This is a genomic window from Bradyrhizobium sp. (assembly GCF_030697065.1).
GTDB lineage: Bacteria > Pseudomonadota > Alphaproteobacteria > Rhizobiales > Xanthobacteraceae > Bradyrhizobium.
In genome coordinates this window covers 1-20,844 of sequence record NZ_JAUYQU010000169.1, presented here as the reverse complement: position 1 = coordinate 20,844, position 20,844 = coordinate 1, and the positions used below count along the sequence as shown (strand labels likewise).

19 protein-coding genes are annotated in these 20,844 nt (G+C 63.9%); 11 read left to right on the top strand and 8 right to left on the bottom strand.

Features of this window, described 5'->3' with window-relative positions; translation table 11 throughout:
• Positions 1-279: 279 nt before the first annotated feature.
• From Q8R73_RS13155 to Q8R73_RS13145, 3 genes are all read right to left on the bottom strand, one after another.
• A complete protein-coding gene (locus Q8R73_RS13155) occupies positions 280-1,497 on the bottom strand; it encodes an alpha/beta hydrolase family protein (RefSeq protein ID WP_371126091.1) in 1,218 nt (405 codons plus the stop codon).
• 94 nt (positions 1,498-1,591) lie between these two features.
• Positions 1,592-3,028, bottom strand: a complete 1,437-nt coding sequence (gene pyk, locus Q8R73_RS13150; RefSeq protein ID WP_305719976.1) for a pyruvate kinase — start codon at positions 3,026-3,028, stop codon at positions 1,592-1,594.
• Positions 3,025-3,612, bottom strand: coding sequence for a DUF1036 domain-containing protein (locus Q8R73_RS13145; protein ID WP_371126090.1), 588 nt, complete (start codon positions 3,610-3,612; stop codon positions 3,025-3,027). Before Q8R73_RS13145 ends, pyk begins: the two co-directional genes overlap by 4 nt.
• A 187-nt stretch (positions 3,613-3,799) precedes the next feature.
• Here Q8R73_RS13145 and Q8R73_RS13140 point away from each other — a divergent pair, with 187 nt between their 5' ends.
• Both Q8R73_RS13140 and Q8R73_RS13135 read left to right on the top strand, forming a co-directional pair.
• Positions 3,800-4,102, top strand: a complete 303-nt coding sequence (locus Q8R73_RS13140) for a DUF1244 domain-containing protein (protein ID WP_305719979.1) — start codon at positions 3,800-3,802, stop codon at positions 4,100-4,102.
• Between the two features lie 182 nt (positions 4,103-4,284).
• Positions 4,285-4,557: a DUF2312 domain-containing protein gene (locus Q8R73_RS13135; RefSeq protein ID WP_074819423.1), complete on the top strand. Its 273-nt coding sequence runs from the start codon at positions 4,285-4,287 to the stop codon at positions 4,555-4,557.
• 174 nt (positions 4,558-4,731) lie between these two features.
• Here Q8R73_RS13135 and Q8R73_RS13130 read toward each other — a convergent pair whose 3' ends face one another.
• From Q8R73_RS13130 to Q8R73_RS13115, 4 genes are all read right to left on the bottom strand, one after another.
• Positions 4,732-6,315 (bottom strand): DUF882 domain-containing protein, encoded by a 1,584-nt coding sequence (locus tag Q8R73_RS13130; RefSeq protein WP_305719974.1) that lies wholly within the window; start codon positions 6,313-6,315, stop codon positions 4,732-4,734.
• A 260-nt stretch (positions 6,316-6,575) separates the two neighbouring features.
• Complete coding sequence (locus Q8R73_RS13125; RefSeq protein ID WP_305719973.1) at positions 6,576-8,690, bottom strand: L,D-transpeptidase family protein; 2,115 nt, start codon at positions 8,688-8,690, stop codon at positions 6,576-6,578.
• A gap of 393 nt (positions 8,691-9,083) precedes the next feature.
• Positions 9,084-10,598: a sigma-54 dependent transcriptional regulator gene (locus Q8R73_RS13120; protein WP_305719972.1), complete on the bottom strand. Its 1,515-nt coding sequence runs from the start codon at positions 10,596-10,598 to the stop codon at positions 9,084-9,086.
• A gap of 65 nt (positions 10,599-10,663) precedes the next feature.
• On the bottom strand, positions 10,664-11,278 hold the full coding sequence (locus Q8R73_RS13115) for a TerC family protein (protein WP_305719971.1): 615 nt from the start codon (positions 11,276-11,278) through the stop codon (positions 10,664-10,666).
• Between the two features lie 556 nt (positions 11,279-11,834).
• On the opposite strand from Q8R73_RS13115, the gene Q8R73_RS13110 reads away from it, so the two are divergent.
• The 9 genes from Q8R73_RS13110 (at position 11,835) to Q8R73_RS13070 (ending at position 20,012) form a co-directional block, all read left to right on the top strand.
• Entirely contained in the window at positions 11,835-13,709 is a 1,875-nt protein-coding gene (locus Q8R73_RS13110; protein ID WP_305719970.1) for a M3 family oligoendopeptidase, read from the top strand.
• 12 nt (positions 13,710-13,721) lie between these two features.
• A complete protein-coding gene (locus Q8R73_RS13105) occupies positions 13,722-14,306 on the top strand; it encodes an intradiol ring-cleavage dioxygenase (RefSeq protein WP_305719969.1) in 585 nt (194 codons plus the stop codon).
• 200 nt (positions 14,307-14,506) lie between these two features.
• Positions 14,507-14,659: an aa3-type cytochrome c oxidase subunit IV gene (locus Q8R73_RS13100; protein ID WP_305719968.1), complete on the top strand. Its 153-nt coding sequence runs from the start codon at positions 14,507-14,509 to the stop codon at positions 14,657-14,659.
• Between the two features lie 138 nt (positions 14,660-14,797).
• Positions 14,798-15,928: a Re/Si-specific NAD(P)(+) transhydrogenase subunit alpha gene (locus tag Q8R73_RS13095; RefSeq protein ID WP_305719967.1), complete on the top strand. Its 1,131-nt coding sequence runs from the start codon at positions 14,798-14,800 to the stop codon at positions 15,926-15,928.
• Positions 15,929-15,953: 25 nt separating this feature from the next.
• The gene (locus Q8R73_RS13090) at positions 15,954-16,271 is read left to right on the top strand and encodes a proton-translocating transhydrogenase family protein (RefSeq protein ID WP_215605028.1); all 318 of its coding nucleotides are present in this window, start codon (positions 15,954-15,956) and stop codon (positions 16,269-16,271) included.
• 42 nt (positions 16,272-16,313) lie between these two features.
• Complete coding sequence (locus Q8R73_RS13085; protein ID WP_305719966.1) at positions 16,314-17,711, top strand: NAD(P)(+) transhydrogenase (Re/Si-specific) subunit beta; 1,398 nt, start codon at positions 16,314-16,316, stop codon at positions 17,709-17,711.
• A 17-nt stretch (positions 17,712-17,728) separates the two neighbouring features.
• Positions 17,729-18,538 carry an alpha/beta hydrolase gene (locus Q8R73_RS13080; RefSeq protein WP_305719965.1) on the top strand — a complete coding sequence of 270 codons (810 nt, stop codon included), beginning with the start codon at positions 17,729-17,731 and terminating at the stop codon, positions 18,536-18,538.
• A gap of 131 nt (positions 18,539-18,669) precedes the next feature.
• Entirely contained in the window at positions 18,670-18,954 is a 285-nt protein-coding gene (locus Q8R73_RS13075) for a cupin domain-containing protein (RefSeq protein ID WP_305719964.1), read from the top strand.
• Positions 18,955-19,094: 140 nt separating this feature from the next.
• Complete coding sequence (locus Q8R73_RS13070; RefSeq protein WP_371126089.1) at positions 19,095-20,012, top strand: hypothetical protein; 918 nt, start codon at positions 19,095-19,097, stop codon at positions 20,010-20,012.
• Between the two features lie 27 nt (positions 20,013-20,039).
• Here the strand turns inward: Q8R73_RS13070 and Q8R73_RS13065 are convergent, their stop codons facing one another.
• Positions 20,040-20,600, bottom strand: coding sequence for a tetratricopeptide repeat protein (locus Q8R73_RS13065; protein WP_305719963.1), 561 nt, complete (start codon positions 20,598-20,600; stop codon positions 20,040-20,042).
• Positions 20,601-20,844: the final 244 nt, after the last annotated feature.

The window sequence follows — 20,844 nt, the reverse complement described above, 5'->3', positions numbered from 1 at the left end:
CACGTATAAGCCGTAAACCGTTGCGCGGGGAAAGCCGGATGATCCGGTTGCCCTGTGGTCTACTCGTGCACTTTTTGTGCGCGACCGCGGGTGCGATCGGCGCCCGGCTTTCCCCGCGCCCTCTCTTCTGATGGAGGGCGAGACTGATGCTGGCCTCGGGCGCTTCGCGCTGCGAGAATGCGAACGCATATCCGCTCGCTGTTCGGGATTTCCATTGCGCTTGAGCCCACACCGCTCATACCAACACCGGTGTCGTCGCGCGGCTCGACCGGATCTAATTCAGGGTGCGTCGAACCAGTTCTTCCATTGCGGCACCGCGCGGGCGAAGGTGCCGCGGTGGCTGGTCTGTCCGGTCGAAACGGCTTCGACCTGCGGGTTGCCGTTTCCGATCGCCCGTTGATAGGTCATCGCCAGTTGCCCGAGGCCGATGCTGATGGCCTCGTCGGCCTCGCCGTAATAATTCCGGACCGGCGACTTGATGACCCAGCGGTAGGCCTCGGTCTGCGCCACGAGCCGGCCATAGGCCGACGCCGCGAAGAATTGCGGATCGAAATATTCGGCCCGTATCAGCTTGCGAAGGTCGGTCGGGACATCGGCGGCCTCGAAAGGCTGCCGCTCATACGCCTTGCGCGAGACCTCGTAATAGGCGTCGTTGAGGAGCGAACGCGCCAGTCCCGGCACTCCGTAATAGTGTTCGAAGGCGAACGACGACAGGATGAACAGGGTGGGTACCCAGGCCGCATCGTTCTTCCTCGGGAAATTGAGAAAGCCGTTAAGCGCGACGAAAACATCGACCGGCGCGCTCGCCGTGGCGGCCGCCTGCACCGTCACGCCGGCGCTTTCGAGCTTCTGCAGGAAGGCCATCGTGACGAACCCGCCCTGCGACCAGCCGGCGAGGAAGAGTTTCTTGCTGTCCAGTTTCAAATGGCCCAGCACGGCGCGGCTTGCGATCAGCAGGTCATAGCTCGCCTGCTGATGACTGGCCTTCACCATGTAGCCCTCGGGCTCGTTGGACAGGCCGAGGCCAAAATAATCGGCGCCGATCAAGAGATATCCCTGTCCCGCGAACTGCGCGATCATCAGTTGGGTTTCCGGCGACTGCTCCGCAAAGGACGGGACCTCCTGCTTTCCGTACACGGTCCCGTGCTGGTAGGAGACCATCGGGAAGGTCGTGTCCCCGGTGTCTGGAACGGCAAGGAGTCCGGTGGCGACGGTCGGCTTGTTGCCGCGCTCCGGGACCACCGAGGAATAGGTGAGCCGGTAAAGCCGGACGGCATTGCGGGCCGGCGTGTAGGTCACCGGGATGCCGGAGAATTTCGGCGTATCGGTCTGCAGAATCCGGTTCAGGCGAACGGTATCCCAGCGGTCTAGCAATTCGTAGGTCACTCCCGATGCGACCTGGATCGGACCCTTGTCCTGCGCCCGCGAAGTCGTGGAAAACAAACTGATCGCAAACAAGAGTACGAAGCCGGAATTGCGAATGACGGACCGCATCATGTTCTCCAGGGAAGCTCGCTTGCCGCGAGAGTGGCAACGGAAATCGCTCGGGCTTCTGGTACCGGCGGCGGGTAAAGATTGGGTGTGGCGACCCTCAAATATCCGCGTCGCCGTCCGGGCCGACCGAGGCGATGCGCACCATGTTGGTGGTGCCGGGCGCGCCCAGCGGCACGCCGGCCACGATGATGACGCGCTGGCCGGCTCTCGCAAAACCGTCCCTGAAGGCGATGCTGCCGGCGCGGCTGACCATGTCGTCGAGATCCTGGGCATCCTCGGCGACCACGCAATGCACGCCCCACACCAGCGACAGTTTGCGCCCGGTCGCGAGATTCGGCGTGATCGCGACCACCGGCGGCTTCGGCCGCTCGCGCGCGACCCGCAGCGCAGTGGAGCCCGAACTGGTCCAGCAGATGATCGCGGACAGGTCCAGCGTTTCGGCGATCTGCCGCGCGGCCTGGGCGATGGCGTCGCCGACGGTCGGCTCCGGCTCGGCGCGCTGCGCATTGAGCACGCCGCGATAGATCGGGTCGCGCTCCACTTCCTCGCCGATCCGGTTCATGGTCGAGACCGCCTCGACCGGAAACTTGCCGGCCGCCGATTCCGCCGACAGCATGATGGCGTCGGCGCCTTCGTAGACCGCGGTCGCGACGTCGGAGACCTCGGCGCGGGTCGGCACCGGGCTCTGGATCATCGATTCCAGCATCTGGGTGGCCACCACCACCGGCTTGCCGGCGCGCCGCGCCATCCGGGTCATCTGCTTCTGCAGGCTCGGCACCCGCTCCAGCGGCAGTTCGACGCCGAGATCGCCGCGCGCCACCATCAGCGCGTCTGAGGCCTCGATGATTTCGGGCAGCCGGTCGATCGCCTGCGGCTTTTCGATCTTGGCCATCACGGCGGCGCGGCCGCGAATCATTTTCTTGGCCTCGAGGACGTCTTCGGCGCGCTGCACGAAGGACAGCGCGACCCAGTCGATTCCGGTCACCAGCGCGGCGTCGAGGTCGGCGCGATCCTTCGGCGTCATCGCCGAGACCGGCAGGTCGGTGTCGGGCAGGCTGACGCCCTTGCGGTCCGACATCCTGCCGCCGATCACGACGCGGGTGACGGCGCGCTCCGGCGAGGTTTCTTCCGCGATCAGGCGGACCTTGCCGTCGTCGAGCAGCAGCGCGTGGCCGGGCCGCAGCGCGGCCAGGATTTCCGGATGCGGAAGCTGGACGCGGGTGTTGTCGCCCGGAGCCTTGCTGGAATCGAGTACGAAGCTCTCGCCGTTCTTGAGCTGGATCGAGCCATCGGCGAACAATCCCACGCGGAGCTTTGGGCCCTGAAGGTCGACGAGAATACCGATCGGGCGGCCGTAGCTGCTCTCGACGTTGCGAATGGTCTTGACCAGCTCGCGCATGGTGTCGTGCGAGGTATGGCTCATATTGATGCGGAACACGTCGGCGCCGGCTTCGAACAGCTTGCGGATCATCGCGCTGTCGGACGATGCGGGGCCAAGCGTTGCCAGGATCTTGATGCGGCGAAGGCGTCTCATTGCTTGCCTCCGGTCGCTGGTGGCAGGCCGGGCCCGCCTGGAGGCGTTCCGGCGGGCGGATTGGGCATCCCCGGAATGCCCCCGGGTCCACCCGGTGCATTCGGCATTCCCGGCAGGCGCTGCGGCGTTTCGCTGGATTCGGTCAGTTGCACCGTCCAGGCGCGCTGCTCGCCGGTATCGACCTCGAAGAAGCCGGTGCGGTCAAAACCGCGTGCAAGGCAATTCTCGGTGCCCTTGATGGTGAATTCCTTGTCGCGTGAACACATGAATGCCTGTCCCGACCACTCGCCGCCCCGGTCGTAATCCAGCGCGTAGATATAATAGAACCGTGCGACGAGCGTACCGCGCAGCAGGGTTTCGCAGCTCCGCGAGGACACGTTCCACCAGCCTTCGGTGGTCCAGCCCTCCGCATCCTTGTAGCCGAGCGCAATGCCGACCCGGCTCGAGGTATTGTTGCAGAGACGGAAGTCCGCCGCGGCCGGACCGTTCCACAGGCATGTCGCCGCGAGCGCCAGCGCCGGGATGAAACCGGCGGTCATGCGAGCGGCAAGGGGGGGGCGGCTGTGGGAATCGCTTGCGATCATTGGATGAAGCTATATCAGTTCGCTGACGATTTCGTGCAAGCCGCCGCCGGCTGTCAACGCCACGGTGGCCGGTTTGGGCGACAGGACCGGAAAATCAGGTCCCAAACGGCCTCATTGCGCTGCGATATGGCAAAATCTGTGACAAATTCCCACATAATATCGGGATCACCGGGAAGGGACGATGGCCATGGCAATCGACGAGAAAACCAGGACGGAACTCGAAGCGGCGGCCTTTCGGCGCCTGGTCGAGCATCTGCGCTCCCGCACCGACGTTCAGAACATCGACCTGATGAATTTGGCGGGTTTCTGCCGCAACTGCCTGTCCAACTGGCTGAAGGAAGAAGCCGACGCCAAGGGCGCAGCCATGACCAGAGACGAGAGCCGCGAGGCGGTCTACGGCATGCCCTACGAAACCTGGAAATCAACCTATCAGGGCACCGCCACGCCCGAGCAGCTCGCGGCGATGAAAAAGAGCCATAGCGGGCATTGATTGTCGCTACTCCCACTCACCGTCTCGAGATGTGTTTTCTATTCCCTGTGGGCGCGCTGTGGATGAGCGCGATGTTGCCTTGACGCAAGGCGCCGCACTCTTGAGGGTCATTCCGGAATGCGGTGCGTGGAAAGCGTGCGGCGCTCTGCTCACCTCAACATCAGTTCCTTCAGGAGTACAAGATGGCCACCTCAGCCGCTGCCGTCCAGGACGAGCCCGCGACAAAATTCGCGAAAGACCAGCTCAAGGCCATCATCGAACGCATCGAACGGCTGGAAGAAGAAAAGAAGACCATCTCCGACGATATCCGTGACGTCTATGCCGAGGCCAAGGGCAACGGTTTCGACGTCAAGGCGCTGCGCACCATCGTGCGCATGCGCAAGCAGGACGCCAACGAGCGGGCGGAAGAAGAAACCATCCTGGAAACCTACATGCAGGCGCTGGGAATGCTGTGAGGGGCCAACGCCTCTCCGTCGCCCCTGCGAAAGCAGGGGCCCATACTCCGCGGCCCTCATATTCGTTGAAGGTGTCCGACGCCGTGCTCCAACGTGAGGGCACGGCATATGGGTCCTCGCGTTCGCGAGGACGACACCGAATTTGTGAAGGCCGCTATAGGTTGGACGCTGCGCTCAGCGCAGCGCGGCAGTCTGCAGCAGGAAGGGTTGCGTCGCCAGCCTGGCGGTGGCCGATCCGGTAAAGCGTTCGCAGATCAGTCCCGGCTGCGGATCGTCCGAGAAGCTCATCGCGATGATGGCCTGCGGCTTGACGAAATGGGCGCGCATCACGGTCATGTCGGAATCGCCGAGCACGGTCGCGGACATCGAGGTGCTGGCGCTAGGTGCCAGGATCATGACGCGCATCCAGGTATCGTTACCCCTGGAAGCGGTCATTCGCGTCGCGGTCGTCACCACGCTCGGCTGGCCCTGCTGGCCCTTGGCGACCACCGTATCGATCGTCGGGGCGACCAGCGGGTTGCGGGCCGGGCGGACGCTGCGGGGGATCGGCGCGCTGGCGGCGACGATATTGGCGCGGTTGACCGGCGACGAGGCGGCCGGTGCATAGGCCAGCGCCCTGTTGAACGCTTCGGTGGTGCTGGCGGTCGCTTGCGGGTCGGCTGAATTGACGGCGTTGCGGGCGCTGATGGCCGCGATCTGGGCCGGAGTGGCCTGTTTCGGCGCCGCATCCCAGAAACCGCGGGCATTGATGATGTCGGCCGGCGTTTGCGGCCCTGCTTCGCCCTTGTCAGCCGATGCGGCGGCCTGCTTCGATTTTGCCGGCTGCGCGACCTGGACGTTGGCCGAGGCCAGCTGGAACGTCGAACCAACAGGCTTTGCACGCGGCATCGGTACAGGGTCGGCGGATTTGGCGGGAGCCGCCGAAGCCATCACGCTGGCCGGGGCAGGCTTGCCACGGACGGCGGGAGCGCTGGCGCCCTCGTCTTCCTCGTCGTTCGACTTGCTCGCGAACAAGCGGGCGAACAGGCCCGGCTTGCCCTTGCCGGAGACCTCCTGGCCGGAGCCGCGCTTTTCGATGTCGGCAAGCGCCAGCTCATACCCCTTGAGCGGTTTGCCGCTGGAGGGGACGTGAACGGTGCGTCCGTCGGGGAATACCCGGACCAGCTGGTCGTGGTTCATGCGCGGCCAGTGCCGGACGCTGCCGGTGTCGAGATGGACGAAAGGCGATCCGGAGGTCGGATAGAAGCCGACGCCGCCGCGCTGCTGACGAAGCCCGGCGGCGCGGACCTGATCGAGCGGCACTTCCGGAATGAAGAAATCGATGGCCTGGCCGAGCACATGCTGGCTATTGCGGGCCACTCCCGAGGAGCGGCGGCGGAGCATCGAGTTGGTGGCGGGGGAGCGGTAGGACGAGATGATATTGATGGGTTTCTTGCCGTCGACGTCGCGGTAAACCTCCCAGAGGATGTCGAACAGGCGACGATCCATCGTGGTCTGTTCCTGGCTGCGCCAGTCGCGGAGGAAGTGATTGAGCCTCTTCAGCGCGTCTTCGTCGTAGCGGCCGTCGCGCTTGAAGGTGACGGTGAGATTTTCGTCGGAATGGGTGTGGTGGAACGAGAGGGTGCGGGTTTCGTTGAGAGCGGTCGCATCCTGCACCGCGCCGGCTCCCGCCAGTAGCAGCAAGGACGCCAGGCCGGCGTGACAGCCGACCCTTGGAACCGACAGCGAGTTGAATTGGCGTGCGAAACCAGCCAGCACGTATGAGCCCACCCAAGGATCGAGAAACCCTTCCGCTACCCCATGTGGCGAAAGAGCGTTAACGCAGTCTTAAAGCCGGGCGGGTTGTTTGAGTTATTATCCCACCCCCAAGTCAGTAACAACCTAACCCCCTGAGTGTGGCGAAAAAGTGCCGCTGGTTAAGTTCGGGTGGAGAATGGTTAACGTTAAGCGATCCCGCCAGTCCGGCGAGATCGCTGATTTCGTTCAGGAATTTACTAAAACCGTGGATACGGACGATATTACCGGGTGATCACCCGTCGCTGCTGTTGCTGCCGGCCAACGGGGGCAGGGGGTGTAGCCTGTCCACCACCGAACAGGCGTTCAAAGAACGAGGGGCCGGAGCTGAAATCGTTGTTGAAGGCGACGTTGGAGGGCAACGACGTGCTGTTCGGCCGGACGTAGCTCGGATTGGCGTGGGCGACGACATTCTCCAGATTCCTGTTTCCGGAATTCTTGAGCAGCGGCATCATCCTGGCGTCGCGGCCATAGACGTCCTTGCGAAATTGCAGGGTGCCGGCGTCGTCCACGAACGCGGTCTGATAGGTGATGTGGACCGGGACCGGCGTCGGGAAGTTGATGTTGGTCTCGCCGCGGCCATACATGCTGCGGATTCTTTCCGGCGTGTATTTTTCGTTCGGCAACACGATGTTGAGCAGGGCCGCGCCGTATTGATCCGGATTCTGCACCCGCATGCAGCCGTGGCTGAAGGCGCGCTCTTCCTTGGCGAACAGATGCTTGTCCGGGGTGTCGTGCTGATAGACCAGGAACTTGTTCGGGAAGTTGAAGCGAATGCGGCCGAGCGCATTGGACTCGCCGGGCGGCTGCGAGATGCGGATGCTGCCGTCGCGAGCGCGTTCAAGCTTGAGGCCCATGCGTTGCAGCACGGTCGGATCCTGCTGCAGCGCCGGCAGATATTCGTTGTAGATGATCGAAGGCGGCACGTTCCAGGTCGGATTGACGGTGATGAACTTCATCGTCTCGGTCAGCATCGGTGTGGCGTGGTTACCGGGCTTTCCGGTTACCACCCGGGTGGTCCAGACCTGCGCGCCGTTCTGCATCACCTTGAGCGTGAAGTCGGGAACATTGAGGATTACGTAGGCATCGTTGAGGGCCGGCGCGCCGAGCTGGCGCGGCAGCCAGCGCAAGCGCTCCATGTTGACGATCACGGTGTCGATCTGGCGGTCGCGCTTCGGGCTGTTGATGGCCTTGACCGTCTTGTCGTCGAGTACGCCGGTCGGCTTGAGGTTGACGCCTTGCTGGAACTTGCGCACGGCCGCGGCGACCAAGGCGTCGTATTTGGTGTCATCCGGGTTTTCGGTGACGCCGAGCTTGGCGCGCAGTTGCGGCACGCGCGAATCCTCCGGCGTGATCGCGGGCTGTTTCTTGGTGGCGGCCTTGAAGGCGAGCGGCGGGCCTTCCGCGATCTGTACCAGCGGTCCTTCGCCCTGACCGCGCAGCTCGGCCAGCTTGGCCTTCAAATCCTTGTAGGCCTTGTGCGGCGGATTGTAGCCCTCGAGCGCTGCCGACGCGTCCTTGGCGGCCGTCACATTCGCCAGCACTTCGGCGGGGTCGGTCGGGTGTTCGGGATAGAGGATGTCGGACGCCACCTGCGACCAGTGCATCCGGCTGCTCTGCGCCTGACGCGCATAGTCCAGCATGCTGGCGGTCAGCTTCAGTTCGGCTTCTGCAAGCGCATCGGGCGTTGCCGCCGCGGTGAAATCGGGCACCGGATAGTCGGTTGCGTCCAGGCCTTCGGCGGCGGCATCCCTGAGCCGCGCGATGACGCCCTTGGCGCTGGCGGTCGCCATGCCGCCCTGCGTCCACAGCGGCGCAAACTCGCGCGCGGCATAGAACTTCTCGACCGCTGCCCGTTCGCCCTTGCGGTCGAAATAGCGCGACGATTTGGCGCCCATCAATTCCCGAAGTCTGTCGGCGACGGGCTGGTCTGCCGGGGGAACGATGCTCGCGGCCTTGACCGGCTCGGCAACGGGCGCGGCAATGGCCGCCGCCGGAGTTGCGGCGGGGGGTGCGGTGGCGACGTCGGAGGGTTTGATCCCGGCAGGCTTGATCTCGGAAGTTTCGGGCTCGGCGGCCTTCGTCGGGGTGGTTGCCGTCACCTTCGCCGGATCGGGCACCGACGCTGTGGTGTCCTGTTTGAAATCGGCGGCGGTCGGGGGCGGCACGTTGGCAGGTTCGGGACGCGGGATCGCCGCGTCGATCGCCAGTTCCGCGGCGCTGCTGCGGGCCGAACCGGCCTGCGCCCATGCTGCGGTCGCGGATACCGTGAGGAAGGTCGCCGCGACAGCCATCAGCATGCGGTCATATCCGGCACGGTTCTTCGAACGGTCAAGCATCGTCACACCCCTTGGGCGAAACTGTCCCGGCATTGGAACAGTTCTTTGATTTCCGTACGGCTTTGGCAAAATAACGCCGGCCTTGTTGTCTGAAGCATCGTTCGGTCACGTGATTGCTTCGCTTCCGAACGTGTTTCAGGTCTTCTAGAATTGTTACGCCTGCACGCCACGATTCATACGCAGACGGTACATGCGCCCCGCTGATGCGGCCAGCGCCACGCAGGGCAACTCACGACAAACTGACTTCAAAGGGGCCCTTTTGCAACGATTGCTCGCTTCTGCCACGCTCTTTTGCTTTTGTCTGTCACCGTCAGGCAACGGTTCGAATGTTCTGAAACCCGGTGTTTGCAGCCGTCGCTTGCGGACACCGGTTCGCCACAATCCGATCCGCGTTCAGCTGGCCTCGTCCGCGCTGCCTGACGCCGGATCTTCCGCGGCGGCGTCATCGAGCTTGCGATACAGTGTCGAGCGGCCGATTTTCAATCGCCGTGCCACCTCGGACATCTGGCCGCGGTAGTGCGATATAGCGAACCGGATGATCTCGCTCTCCATTTCCTCGAGCGGCCGCATTTCGCCTGCGCTTGTCAGCATCGCCAGCGTCCCTGCCGCCGTCGGCAGGGGGGCAATCGGTATTTCACTACCTGATACCATGGTCGGTTCGGTCGAATGGAACGCGGGACCGACGATCAGGGGCTCAGCGTGCTGGCTGTGCTCGTGGGGTGCGGCCGACTGCGCTGCGCTTACCGGAAAATCGGCAATCCCGAGTTGGTCGTGGTCGCTCATGACGACGGCGCGATAGACCGCGTTCTCGAGTTGACGAATATTGCCGGGCCATTCCAGTTGCGACAGCTGCGCCATCGCTTCGCCGCTGATGCCGGTAATCGGACGGTTTTCCTCGGCGCAGAATCTCGCCAGGAAGTGCCGCAGCAGATGCGGGATATCCTCCCGCCGCATCCGCAACGGAGGAATCGTCAGCGGCAGCACGTGCAGACGATAGAACAGATCCTCGCGAAACTTGCCGCCCTTGACGTGGTCGAGCAGCTTTCGGTTGGTGGCGGAAACGATGCGAACGTCTACCTTGACGGGCCTGCGTCCGCCGACCGCCTCGACGGTGCCTTCCTGCAGCGCGCGCAGCAGTTTGACCTGGGCCGCCAGCGGCAATTCGCCGACTTCGTCGAGAAACAGCGTGCCGCCGGAGGCTTCGACGAATTTGCCCAGATGGCGTTCGGTGGCGCCGGTGAAGGCGCCTTTTTCGTGCCCGAACAGGATCGACTCCACGAGATTGTCCGGGATCGCGCCGCAATTGACGGCGACGAACGGCTTGGTCTTGCGTTCGCCGCTGCCATGGATGGCGCGCGCGAACAACTCCTTGCCGACGCCGGATTCGCCCTCGATCAGCACCGGAATGGTCGATGCGGCGGCCTTCTGCGCGGTGCGCAGCACGCCGGCCATGGTTTCGCTGCGGGTGATGACGTCGGCAAACGTCAACCGGCCTTCCTTGGCGTGGCGGATGCGCTGCAGTTCTCCCTTCAGCGCACTGGCGTTGAGCGCATTGCGCAAGCTGACCTGCAGCCGCTCGACGCCGACCGGCTTGACCACGAAATCCTGGGCGCCGGCGCGCATCGCCGACACCACATTGTCGATGCCGCCATGGGCGGTCTGCACGATGACGGGGATGTTGAGGCCGGCTTCACGGATTTTGGCCAGCACCCCCATGCCGTCGAGGCCGGGCATGACCAGATCGAGCACCACGGCGTCGATGCTTTGCGCGTCGGCCGCGGTCAGCGCGGCAAGGGCGGCATCGCCGCTGTCGACGACGATGGTCTCATAGCCGCACTTCTGCACCATGTTCTCGACCAGACGGCGCGCCACGGCATCGTCATCGGCAATCAAAATGGTCGCAGCCATGGCATTCCCCGCGAGTTACTCTGTCTCGATTCGGGGCACTCTCGCCGATGCCGATTAACGCCCGCTTAAGCCTTGCTGGTGGCCCAAACCTCCAGCGCACCGCGATACGTCATGTCGAGCGCCACATAGAGGATGATCACGAGGCCGACATAGGCGATCCAGCGGTGCTTCTGCAGCAAGCTCGCGATGAAGTTGGCGGCGAAGCCCATCAGGGCGATGGACAGGGCCAAACCGAATATCAGGATATACGGATGCTCTCGAGCCGCCCCCGCGACCGCCAGTACGTTGTCGAGCGACATCGACACGTCGGCGAGAGTGATCTGCCAGATGGCCTGGCCGAGGGTCTTGCGGGACTGTCCGGCAACCTTGCCGTCGGCATTGGTGTCCTCGCCCGATAACGCCTCGTCGAAATCATGTGATGGTGTGCGCAACTCGCGCCACATCTTCCAGCAGACCCAGAGCAGGAGAACACCGCCGGCCAGCAGCAGCCCGATGATCTGCAGCAATTGTACCGTGACGCTGGCGAAAGCAATGCGCAGGACGGTGGCGGCGATAATGCCTATCAGGATCGCCTTGTTGCGCTGGTCCTTGGGCAAGCCGGCGGCCGCCAGTCCGATGACGATCGCGTTGTCGCCGGCCAGCACCAGGTCGATCATCACGACCTGGAGAAAGGCAGTCATGGCTTCTTGGGAAATTATGTCGGTCACGCCGGAGGGCCCTCCATTACTTTACGTCCAATCCGACATCGCAGTTCGCCTGAACTGCCAGAGGGGCCCGGGACTTGGTCGTGGTGTCAGTAACGATACGGTTGCGCTGCCGAATGGATGATCCGGTCAGCCAGGTTGATAAAAAGGGTAACGAGCCGGACCATCTGGTTCGGCTCGGAATGCGAAATATGCTAAGGAAGAAGCCACTCGGCTTCCGAGTTCACAGCGGGTAATTCAGTAAACATGAAACCTGAAAAACATCAAGGGGCCGTTGCCGAGACGCTTCGGCGAGGAGTTCGCGCCGGGAACCCGGCATGGCGCAGACAGGCTGGGGACTGGCTTAGGCCGGGAGCGTGGATGCCGGCCTGCCGCAGGTCGATCCAGCCGCGCGGCCCGGTCTCAAATATTACACCTTCGTCCCGCAGATTGGGAGCGGGTTGAGCCGCGCTTCAATCGAAACTGTGGCGGCGAGGGCGCCTGCCGTAAAAGCTATGCTGGCGGGGTGCGCCAAGCCAACTTGAAAGTACTCATGACGACCAGATCTGCGAAATCCCGTGCTTCACACACCCCCAAATCGAGCAGGACGGCGGTTGCCAGGACGACCCGAAAACCATCCGCCAAAACGCGGACCGCCAAGCTGCCGGAGTGGAATCTGGCCGACCTCTATTCCGGGATCGACGCGCCGGAAATCACCCGCGACCTGCAGCGGGTGGATGCCGAATGCGTCGCGTTCGAGACGGACTACAAGGGCAAGCTCGCGGATCGAACCGCCGGTGAGGGCGGCGGCTTGTGGCTCGCCGAGGCGGTCCGGCGCTACGAGGCGATCGACGATATGGCCGGACGTCTTGCATCCTATGCGGGCCTGATTCACGCCGGCGACAGCGTCGATCCCGCGATCACCAAATTCTACGGCGACGTTTCGGAGCGGCTGACCAACGCGTCGGTGCATCTGTTGTTCTTCGCGCTCGAACTCAACCGCGTCGACGATGTCGTGATCGAACGTGCGATGGCAGTGCCGGAGCTGGCTCATTATCGCCCCTGGCTCGAGGATCTGCGCAAGGACAGGCCGTATCAGCTGGAGGATCGGGTTGAGCAGCTGTTCCATGAGAAATCCCAGAGCGGCTATGCGGCCTGGAACCGGCTGTTCGATCAAACCATCGCCGGCCTCCGCTTCAAGATCGCCGGCAAGGATCTCGCGATCGAGCCGACGCTGAGCCTGCTGCAGGATCGCGCGCCGGAAAAGCGCAAGGCTGCGGGGCAGGCACTGGCGAAAACCTTCAAGGCCAATGAGCGGACCTTCGCGCTGATCACCAATACGCTTGCCAAGGACAAGGAGATCTCCGACCGCTGGCGCGGCTTCGCCGATGTCGCGGATTCGCGTCACCTGAACAACCGCGTCGAGCGCGAGGTGGTCGATGCGCTGGTCGGTTCGGTGCGGGCGGCCTACCCCAAACTTTCGCATCGCTATTATCAGCTCAAGGCCGGCTGGTTCAAAAAGAAGAAACTGGCGCACTGGGATCGCAATGCGCCGCTGCCGTTCGCCGCCATCGGCACGATCGCCTGGCCCGAGGCGAGGCAGATGGTGCTGTCGGCCTACCGCGGCTTCTCACCGGAAATGGCCGATATCGCCGAGCGTTTTTTCTCAGATCGCTGGATCGATGCGCCGGTGCGGCCCGGCAAGGCTCCGGGCGCCTTCTCGCATCCGACGACGCCGTCGGCGCACCCTTACGTGCTGATGAACTATCAGGGCAAACCGCGCGACGTGATGACGCTCGCCCATGAACTGGGCCATGGCGTGCATCAGGTGCTGGCGGCCAAGAACGGGGCGCTGATGGCGCCGACGCCGCTGACCCTGGCGGAAACCGCCAGCGTGTTCGGCGAGATGCTGACCTTCAAGCGGTTGCTGGCGCAGACCAGGAGTGCCAGGCAGCGTCAGGCGCTACTCGCCGGCAAGGTCGAGGACATGATCAACACGGTGGTGCGGCAGATCGCGTTCTATTCGTTCGAGCGCGCCATCCACACCGAGCGGACGAACGGTGAACTGACCGCGGAGCGGATCGGCGAAATCTGGCTCAGCGTGCAGGGCGAGAGCCTCGGGCCCGCGATCGACATCCGGCCCGGTTACGAGAATTTCTGGATGTATATTCCGCATTTCATCCATTCGCCGTTCTACGTCTACGCCTATGCGTTCGGCGACTGTATGGTGAACTCGCTCTATGCGGTCTATGAAAACGCCGCCGAAGGGTTCGCGGAGCGCTATCTGGCGATGCTGGCTGCCGGCGGCACCCGGCATTATTCCGAACTGCTGCAGCCGTTCGGGCTCGACGCCAGGGATCCGAAATTCTGGGACGGCGGACTGTCGGTGATCTCGGGGATGATCGACGAACTGGAAACCATGAACTGACGAGGTGCGGTCATGATCGACACGCCGACCCGACGCGCCGTCATCGGAGCCGGCCTCTTCGCCGGTTCATGGCTCACGATCGATCGCAGTGCGGCCCAGGCACCGCCTGCGCCCACGCCGGCCTGCCGCAGCGGCGACGAAGCCACCCTGCCGCAGACCGCAGGACCGTTCTTCAAGCCGTCCTCGCCCGAGCGGGTCGAACTGCTCGAACCGGGTCTGGCAGGACAGCCGATCGAACTCGTCGGCTTCGTGCTCTCCCGCGCCTGCAAACCCCACGCCGGAGCCCTGCTGGATTTCTGGCAGGCCGACGACGAAGGCCGCTATGACAATTCCGGCTTTCGCCTGCGCGGCCACCAGTTCGCCGACGCGGAAGGGCGCTATCGGTTGCGCAGCATCGTCCCCGGCGTCTATCCCGGCCGTACCCGCCATATCCATGTGAAGGTGCAGCCACCAGGCGGCCGCGTACTGACCACCCAGCTCTACTTCCCGGGCGAATCAGAGAACCGTCCCGACGGCCTGTTTCGCAAGGAATTGCTGGTGCGTACGGCCAAGAACGCCGGATGGCTCACCGGGCGGTTCGATTTCGTGGTGGATTAGGTGTAAAACATTTGTTGAACGTGGCGCCGGGGCGGCGAGGTCAGCAAGGAAAGCCTGACCCGCTGGAGCAGGGACAACTGGCCGGCCTCGGCCTGCAAGTGACGGGCGGCCTCAGGTGTGCACAGCGCCCGCCGCCGTTGCCCTTCCGGGTGGTTTGCGGTAATTCCCACGCCAGAGCCGACACCTGACGGGGGATACCGATGGCAGAGCATAACGAAGTCGCCTACACGACCGCGGACGGCAACGATTATCCGGCCCATGAGCAGACCTATGAAGGGTTCATCATGCTGGTGAAATACGGCACCGCTTCCGTTATTTTCATCGTTGTCATGATGGCGATCTTCCTGACCTGAGCGCTGACCCGGATCGCCGCCGATCCGGCGGCGGTCTGGAAAATAGCCCGGCTTCCGGTCGCAAAACCGGGTATCCATCCCCATGCAATAAGCGTTAGTTTGCTTGCGCGCGCGCTGCCCGCGCCCGCCGGAGGCCCCATGAAGATTGCCGTTGCCAAGGAAATCGATCCGTCCGAGCCGCGGGTCGCCGCTTCGCCCGACACGGTGAAAAAATTCAAGGCGCTGGGCGTCGATATCGCGGTCGAGCCCGGCGCGGGCATCAAGTCCGGCCTGCCGGACTCTGAATTCACCGCGGCCGGCGCCACCGTCAGTGCCGATGCGCTGAAGGACGCCGACATCGTCATCAAGGTGAAGCGGCCCGAGGCTTCCGAACTGGCCAACTACAAGCGCGGGGCGCTGGTGATTGCCATCATGGACCCTTACGGCAACGACGCCGCGCTGAAGGCGATGGCGGACGCCGGCGTTTCGGCATTCGCGATGGAATTGATGCCGCGCATCACCCGTGCCCAGGCGATGGACGTGCTCTCCAGCCAGGCCAATCTCGCCGGCTACCGCGCCGTGATCGAGGGCGCCGAAGCCTTCGGCCGCGCCTTCCCGATGATGATGACCGCGGCCGGCACCATTCCGGCGGCCAAGGTGTTCGTGATGGGCGTCGGCGTCGCCGGCCTGCAGGCGATCGCGACCGCGCGGCGGCTCGGTGCCGTCGTCACCGCGACCGACGTGCGGCCCGCCACCAAGGAGCAGGTCGAGAGCCTCGGCGCCAAGTTCCTCGCGGTCGAGGATGAAGAGTTCAAGAACGCCCAGACCGCCGGCGGCTACGCCAAGGAAATGTCCAAAGAGTATCAGGCCAAGCAGGCCGCGCTGACCGCCGAGCATGTCAAGAAGCAGGACATCGTCATCACCACGGCGCTGATCCCGGGCCGCCCCGCGCCGAAGCTGGTCAGCGCCGAAATGGTGAAGTCGATGAAGCCCGGCTCGGTGCTGGTCGATCTGGCGGTCGAGCGCGGCGGCAATGTCGAGGGCGCAAAGGCCGGCGAAGTCGCCGACGTCGATGGCATCAAGATCGTGGGCTACACCAATGTCGCCGGCCGGGTGGCGGCGTCGGCGTCGAGCCTTTATGCGCGAAATTTGTACAACTTCATCGAAACGCTGGTCGACAAGGCCAGCAAGGCGCTCGCGGTGAACTGGGACGACGAACTGGTCAAGGCCACCGCCTTGACAAAGGACGGCGCCGTCATTCATCCGAATTTTCAGCCCAAATCTTCCTGATACAGAAGGCATAAGGAGAGCCGCCATGGATCATATCGCGCAGGCCGTCGATCCCTTCGTGTTCCGGCTTTCGATTTTCGTGCTCGCCGTGTTCGTCGGCTATTTCGTGGTGTGGTCGGTGACCCCCGCTCTGCATACGCCGCTGATGTCGGTGACCAACGCGATATCTTCGGTGATCGTGGTCGGCGCGCTGCTCGCGGTCGGCGTTCCCATGATCTCGAGCGGCAGCGGCTGGGCGCGGGGCTTCGGCTTCGTCGCGCTGGTCTTTGCCTGTGTGAATATCTTCGGCGGCTTCCTTGTCACCCAGCGCATGCTGGCGATGTACAAGAAGAAGGCCAAGTGAGCGGCGTGCACCTCGGGGTGACGATGACAAGGGGGACCTGAGATGAACGCCAATCTGGCTGCAATACTGTATCTCGTGGCGGGCGTGCTGTTCATCATGTCACTGCGAGGGCTGTCCAGTCCCGCCACATCCCGCCAGGGCAATTTCTTCGGCATGATCGGCATGGCGATCGCGATCGCCACCACGATCGCGAGCCACCCGCCGGCGGACGGCCTCGCCTGGGTGCTGGTGATCCTGGGCGTCACCATCGGCGGCGGCATTGGTGCGGTGATCGCGCGCCGGGTGCCGATGACGTCGATGCCGGAACTGGTCGCCGCGTTCCATTCGCTGGTCGGCATGGCGGCCGTGCTGGTCGCCGCCGGCGCATTCTATGCGCCGGAGGCCTTCGACATCGGCAAGCCCGGCCAGATTCACGCCGCCAGCCTGATCGAAATGTCGCTCGGCGTCGCCATCGGCGCGCTGACCTTCACCGGTTCGGTGATAGCCTTCCTGAAACTGTCGGGCCGCATGAGCGGCGCGCCGATCATCCTGCCGGCGCGCCACATCATCAACATCGTGCTGGCGCTGGCGCTGGTCTTCTTCGTTGTCGGGCTCGTGATGTCCGGCAGCGCGCTCGACTTCTGGCTCATCACCATCATCGCGCTGGTGCTCGGCGCGCTGTTGATCATCCCGCTCGGCGGCGCCGACATGCCGGTCGTGATCTCGATGCTGAATTCCTATTCCGGCTGGGCCGCCGCCGGCATCGGCTTCACGCTCGGCAATTCGGCGCTGATCATCACCGGCGCGCTGGTCGGTTCGTCCGGCGCGATCCTGTCCTACATCATGTGCCACGCGATGAACCGCTCCTTCATCTCGGTTATCCTGGGCGGTTTCGGCGGCGAAACAGCTGCCGCAGGCGCAGGCGGCGGCGAAGTGCGTCCGGTGAAACTCGGCTCGGCCGACGATGCCGCCTTCATCATGAAGAACGCGCAAAAGGTCATCATCGTGCCCGGGTACGGCATGGCGGTGGCGCAGGCGCAGCACGCGCTGCGCGAAATGGGCGACATTCTGAAAAAGGAAGGCGTCGAGGTGAAATACGCCATTCACCCGGTTGCCGGCCGCATGCCCGGCCACATGAACGTGCTGCTGGCCGAAGCCAATGTGCCCTATGACGAGGTGTTCGAACTCGAGGACATCAATTCCGAATTCGCCCAGGCCGACGTCGCCTTCGTGATCGGCGCCAACGACGTCACCAACCCGGCGGCCGAGGACGACAAGACCTCGCCGATCTACGGCATGCCGGTGCTGCAGGTCTGGAAGGCCGGGACCGTGATGTTCATCAAGCGCTCGCTGGCGTCAGGCTATGCAGGCATCGACAATCCCCTGTTCTACCGCGACAACACCATGATGCTGCTCGGCGACGCCAAGAAGATGACCGAGAACATCGTCAAGGGGATGTAAGCCGGTTACGGGAAATCATGGCCGTCCTGAAATGGCTCCTGATCGTCGTTTCGGTCGGCTATGTCGGCGGCTTTGCCGCTTTGTTCCTGCTGCAGCGCTCGTTTCTGTTTCCTATTCCGCAAACCGTGCGCACGACGCCGGACTCTGCCGGCTTTCCGACCGTCGAGGAACACCTGCTGTCCACGGATGATGGCGAGAAGGTTATCGTCTGGCACCTTGCGGCGAAGCCGGGACGTCCTGTCATTCTCTACTTTCACGGCAACGGCGATTTTCTCGCGGGCTTGTTCGGCCGCTTTCGCGAGCTGATCGCCGACGGCACCGGAGTCGTCGCGCTGTCCTATCGCGGCTATGCCGGATCGAGCGGACAGCCGAGCGAGCAGGGCCTGCTGCGGGATGCCGCGGCGGCCTATGTCTTCACCGCGGCGCGATATAGCACGGACAGAATTGCCGTCTGGGGCTTTTCGCTCGGCAGCGGCGTCGCGGTGGCGCTGGCGGCGGACCAGCCGGTCGGCAGAGTGATCCTGGAAGCACCCTACGCATCGGTTGCCGAGGTTGCCGCGTCGGCATTTCCGATTTTCCCGGTGCGCCTCGTGATGCGGGATCCGTTTCACTCCGACCAGCGCATTACGAGGGTAAATGCTCCGCTGCTGTTCATGCACGGCGCCCGCGATGAAACGATACCGATCGTCTTCGGCGAACGCCTGTTCTCGCTGGCGCCTGAACCGAAACAGTTCGTCCGGTTTCCCGAAGGCGGCCATAACGATCTCGACGCATATGGTGCGACGGCAATTGTGCGCCAATTCATCGGCGCCGCAGCGAGCCGATAGATATGGCGCGCCGTTGCATGCTCAGCTTCGGCACCGGGCCCACCAACGTCCTGTTCGGGCTGGTGCACATGGTGGTATTTGCGGTATTCGTGTTCCCGGTGTTCGTGCCTTAACTCACTGGAGCGAAATGAATGATCAGCGCCAAATCAGATGTTCAGGTCGATACGCCCGAAGTCCGTGTCACCGAGTGGCGGCTGGCGCCGGGCAGCGCCACCGGCCATCACACCCACGGGATGGATTATGTCATCGTTCCCGTGACCTCGGGCGAAATGACCATTGTGGCGCCAGGCGGGGAGCGCTCCAAGGCGCAACTTGCGGTCGGAAAATCCTATTTCCGCAAGGCCGGCGTCGAGCATGACGTGCTCAACGAGACATCAAGCGAAATCGTTTTCCTGGAAGTCGAGTTGAAACCCTGAGCCTGTCGCCGGACTTCCCGATCGGCGCTCCGCCGGCAACGGATGTCGCGGCGGGTCAGCAGACTGCCTCCGATCTGTCGCAGTTGATCCCTTAATGCGCCTCAAAGTTCCCGCATCAGAGCAACTGCGGGAGTGCCGGTATGCTGAAAAAGTATCTTACGAAGTTTGCGGTGGACATTTTGCCGTCGGTGGCTGCGACCGTGATCGGGGCCTACATCGTTAATCATTACATCGTCAGCAAGCCTGGCCCGAGCGCCCCTGCCGCATCGGTGGTTTCGACCGTCGATCCGCAGGCCGCACGCGAGGCCCCCGGGGTCGATGCCCAGACTGACGTCAGGACGGACGCGAAGAAACAAAAGTCATCCGACACATCCGCAGAAATCCTCAACAGCCGGGGACCGGGCGTGAAGGCGAAGGGGATCTCGGAACGGGCGGTCCTCGAGAAGGCTGCCGCCGAAAGGGCGCACGAGAAACACGAGAAATCCGCAGATAACGTCGCCGACAAGCCGGCGGAGACCGCTTCCCTTCCGGTCGAGAAGCGGAAGCATCAGCCCGAGCCGCGTGAAAAGACCGCCGCCAAAGCTGTTCCGGCGCCGGTGGTATCGGCGCCAGCGCAAGCAGCGCCGGCGGAGGCATCGGAAGAGCGCCGCGACGCCAACGAACTTGCCCGCGCTGCGATCGATCGCCTGCGCGGTTCGAACGATGGCTCGCCCCGATCTCAGGAAGCCGCTCGCATCCCGGATGCTCCCCGCGTCGTATCGGCGCCTGGGGCCCGGCCGCTGCCGCCACCGATCATGGTCTCGACGCCCGAGCGTCAGACCGTCGATTCGACATATCGGGAAATGACGCCGCCTTATGGCGCCGCGGCGCGGAACGACGGTCCCCGCCGTCCGACGCCCCCGGCCGACATTCCGGTGCCCCCGCTCGATCTGCGTGCCGAAGCATTGGAGCCGCTGGGGCGCCCCGACGGCTCGGGGCCACTGGCGCGGGTCCGCTCCAGAGCCGAAGACGTCTTGTCAGCGGCCCGGTCGGTGTTTCATGTGGTATTGCCGAGATAGCCGAAAGCGGGTTGCGGCGTTTGCCGGCTAGCCGCCGAGGCGGGCCAGGCCGCTTCGCGCGGCCTCGTCCCTGGGACGGATGGCGATGGCGCGGCCATAGGACGCCTTGGCTTTGTCCTTGTCGCCGAGGCGTTCATAGGCCTGTCCCCGGCTCGACCATGCCAGTGCATTTTGCGGGTCGGCCTGCACCGCCTCGTCGAGGTCGGCGGCAGCTTCCTTGAACTTGTCCATCGCGAGGTAGCTGATGGCGCGGGCGAGCAGCGGCTCCGCCCGCTGCGGCGTCAGGCCATTGGCCGAACTGAAGTCGTCGACCGCGAGTTGATGTTGCCTTTCGCGCTGATAGAGCAGGCCGCGGTTGTAAAGCGCCTCGGCATGATGCGGATCGATGGTGATCGCCTGGTTGAACTCGGCCAGCGCTTCCTCGGTTTTTCCGGACGTTGCCAGCGCCTGGGCACGCGTGGCATGGCCATGCGCCTCGCCTGCGCTGGTTGGCGCCGCTGACGCCGCCTTTGGGGCGGCTTCCTTCTCGGGTGCTGACGACCAGGATCCGAGGTCAAAGGAGCAGCCGCCAAGCCCGATTGCGAGCAATACGAGCGGAGCCGACCTACGAGTGCCGAGACGCCAAACTCCGGGAAATCGGGAAAACACCTTAAAGACCATTGTTACAAATACCCGCGCGGCGAACGCAGCATTGGTAACCCGGCGCACCGCAAAATGCATGGTCAAAACAAAAACGCGGACCCGAAGGCCCGCGTTTTCGGCTCAAAATATGTGCGACGAGTCAGCGCGGTCCACGCGGACCGGCGCCCGGGCCGCCACGACCGCCGGCACC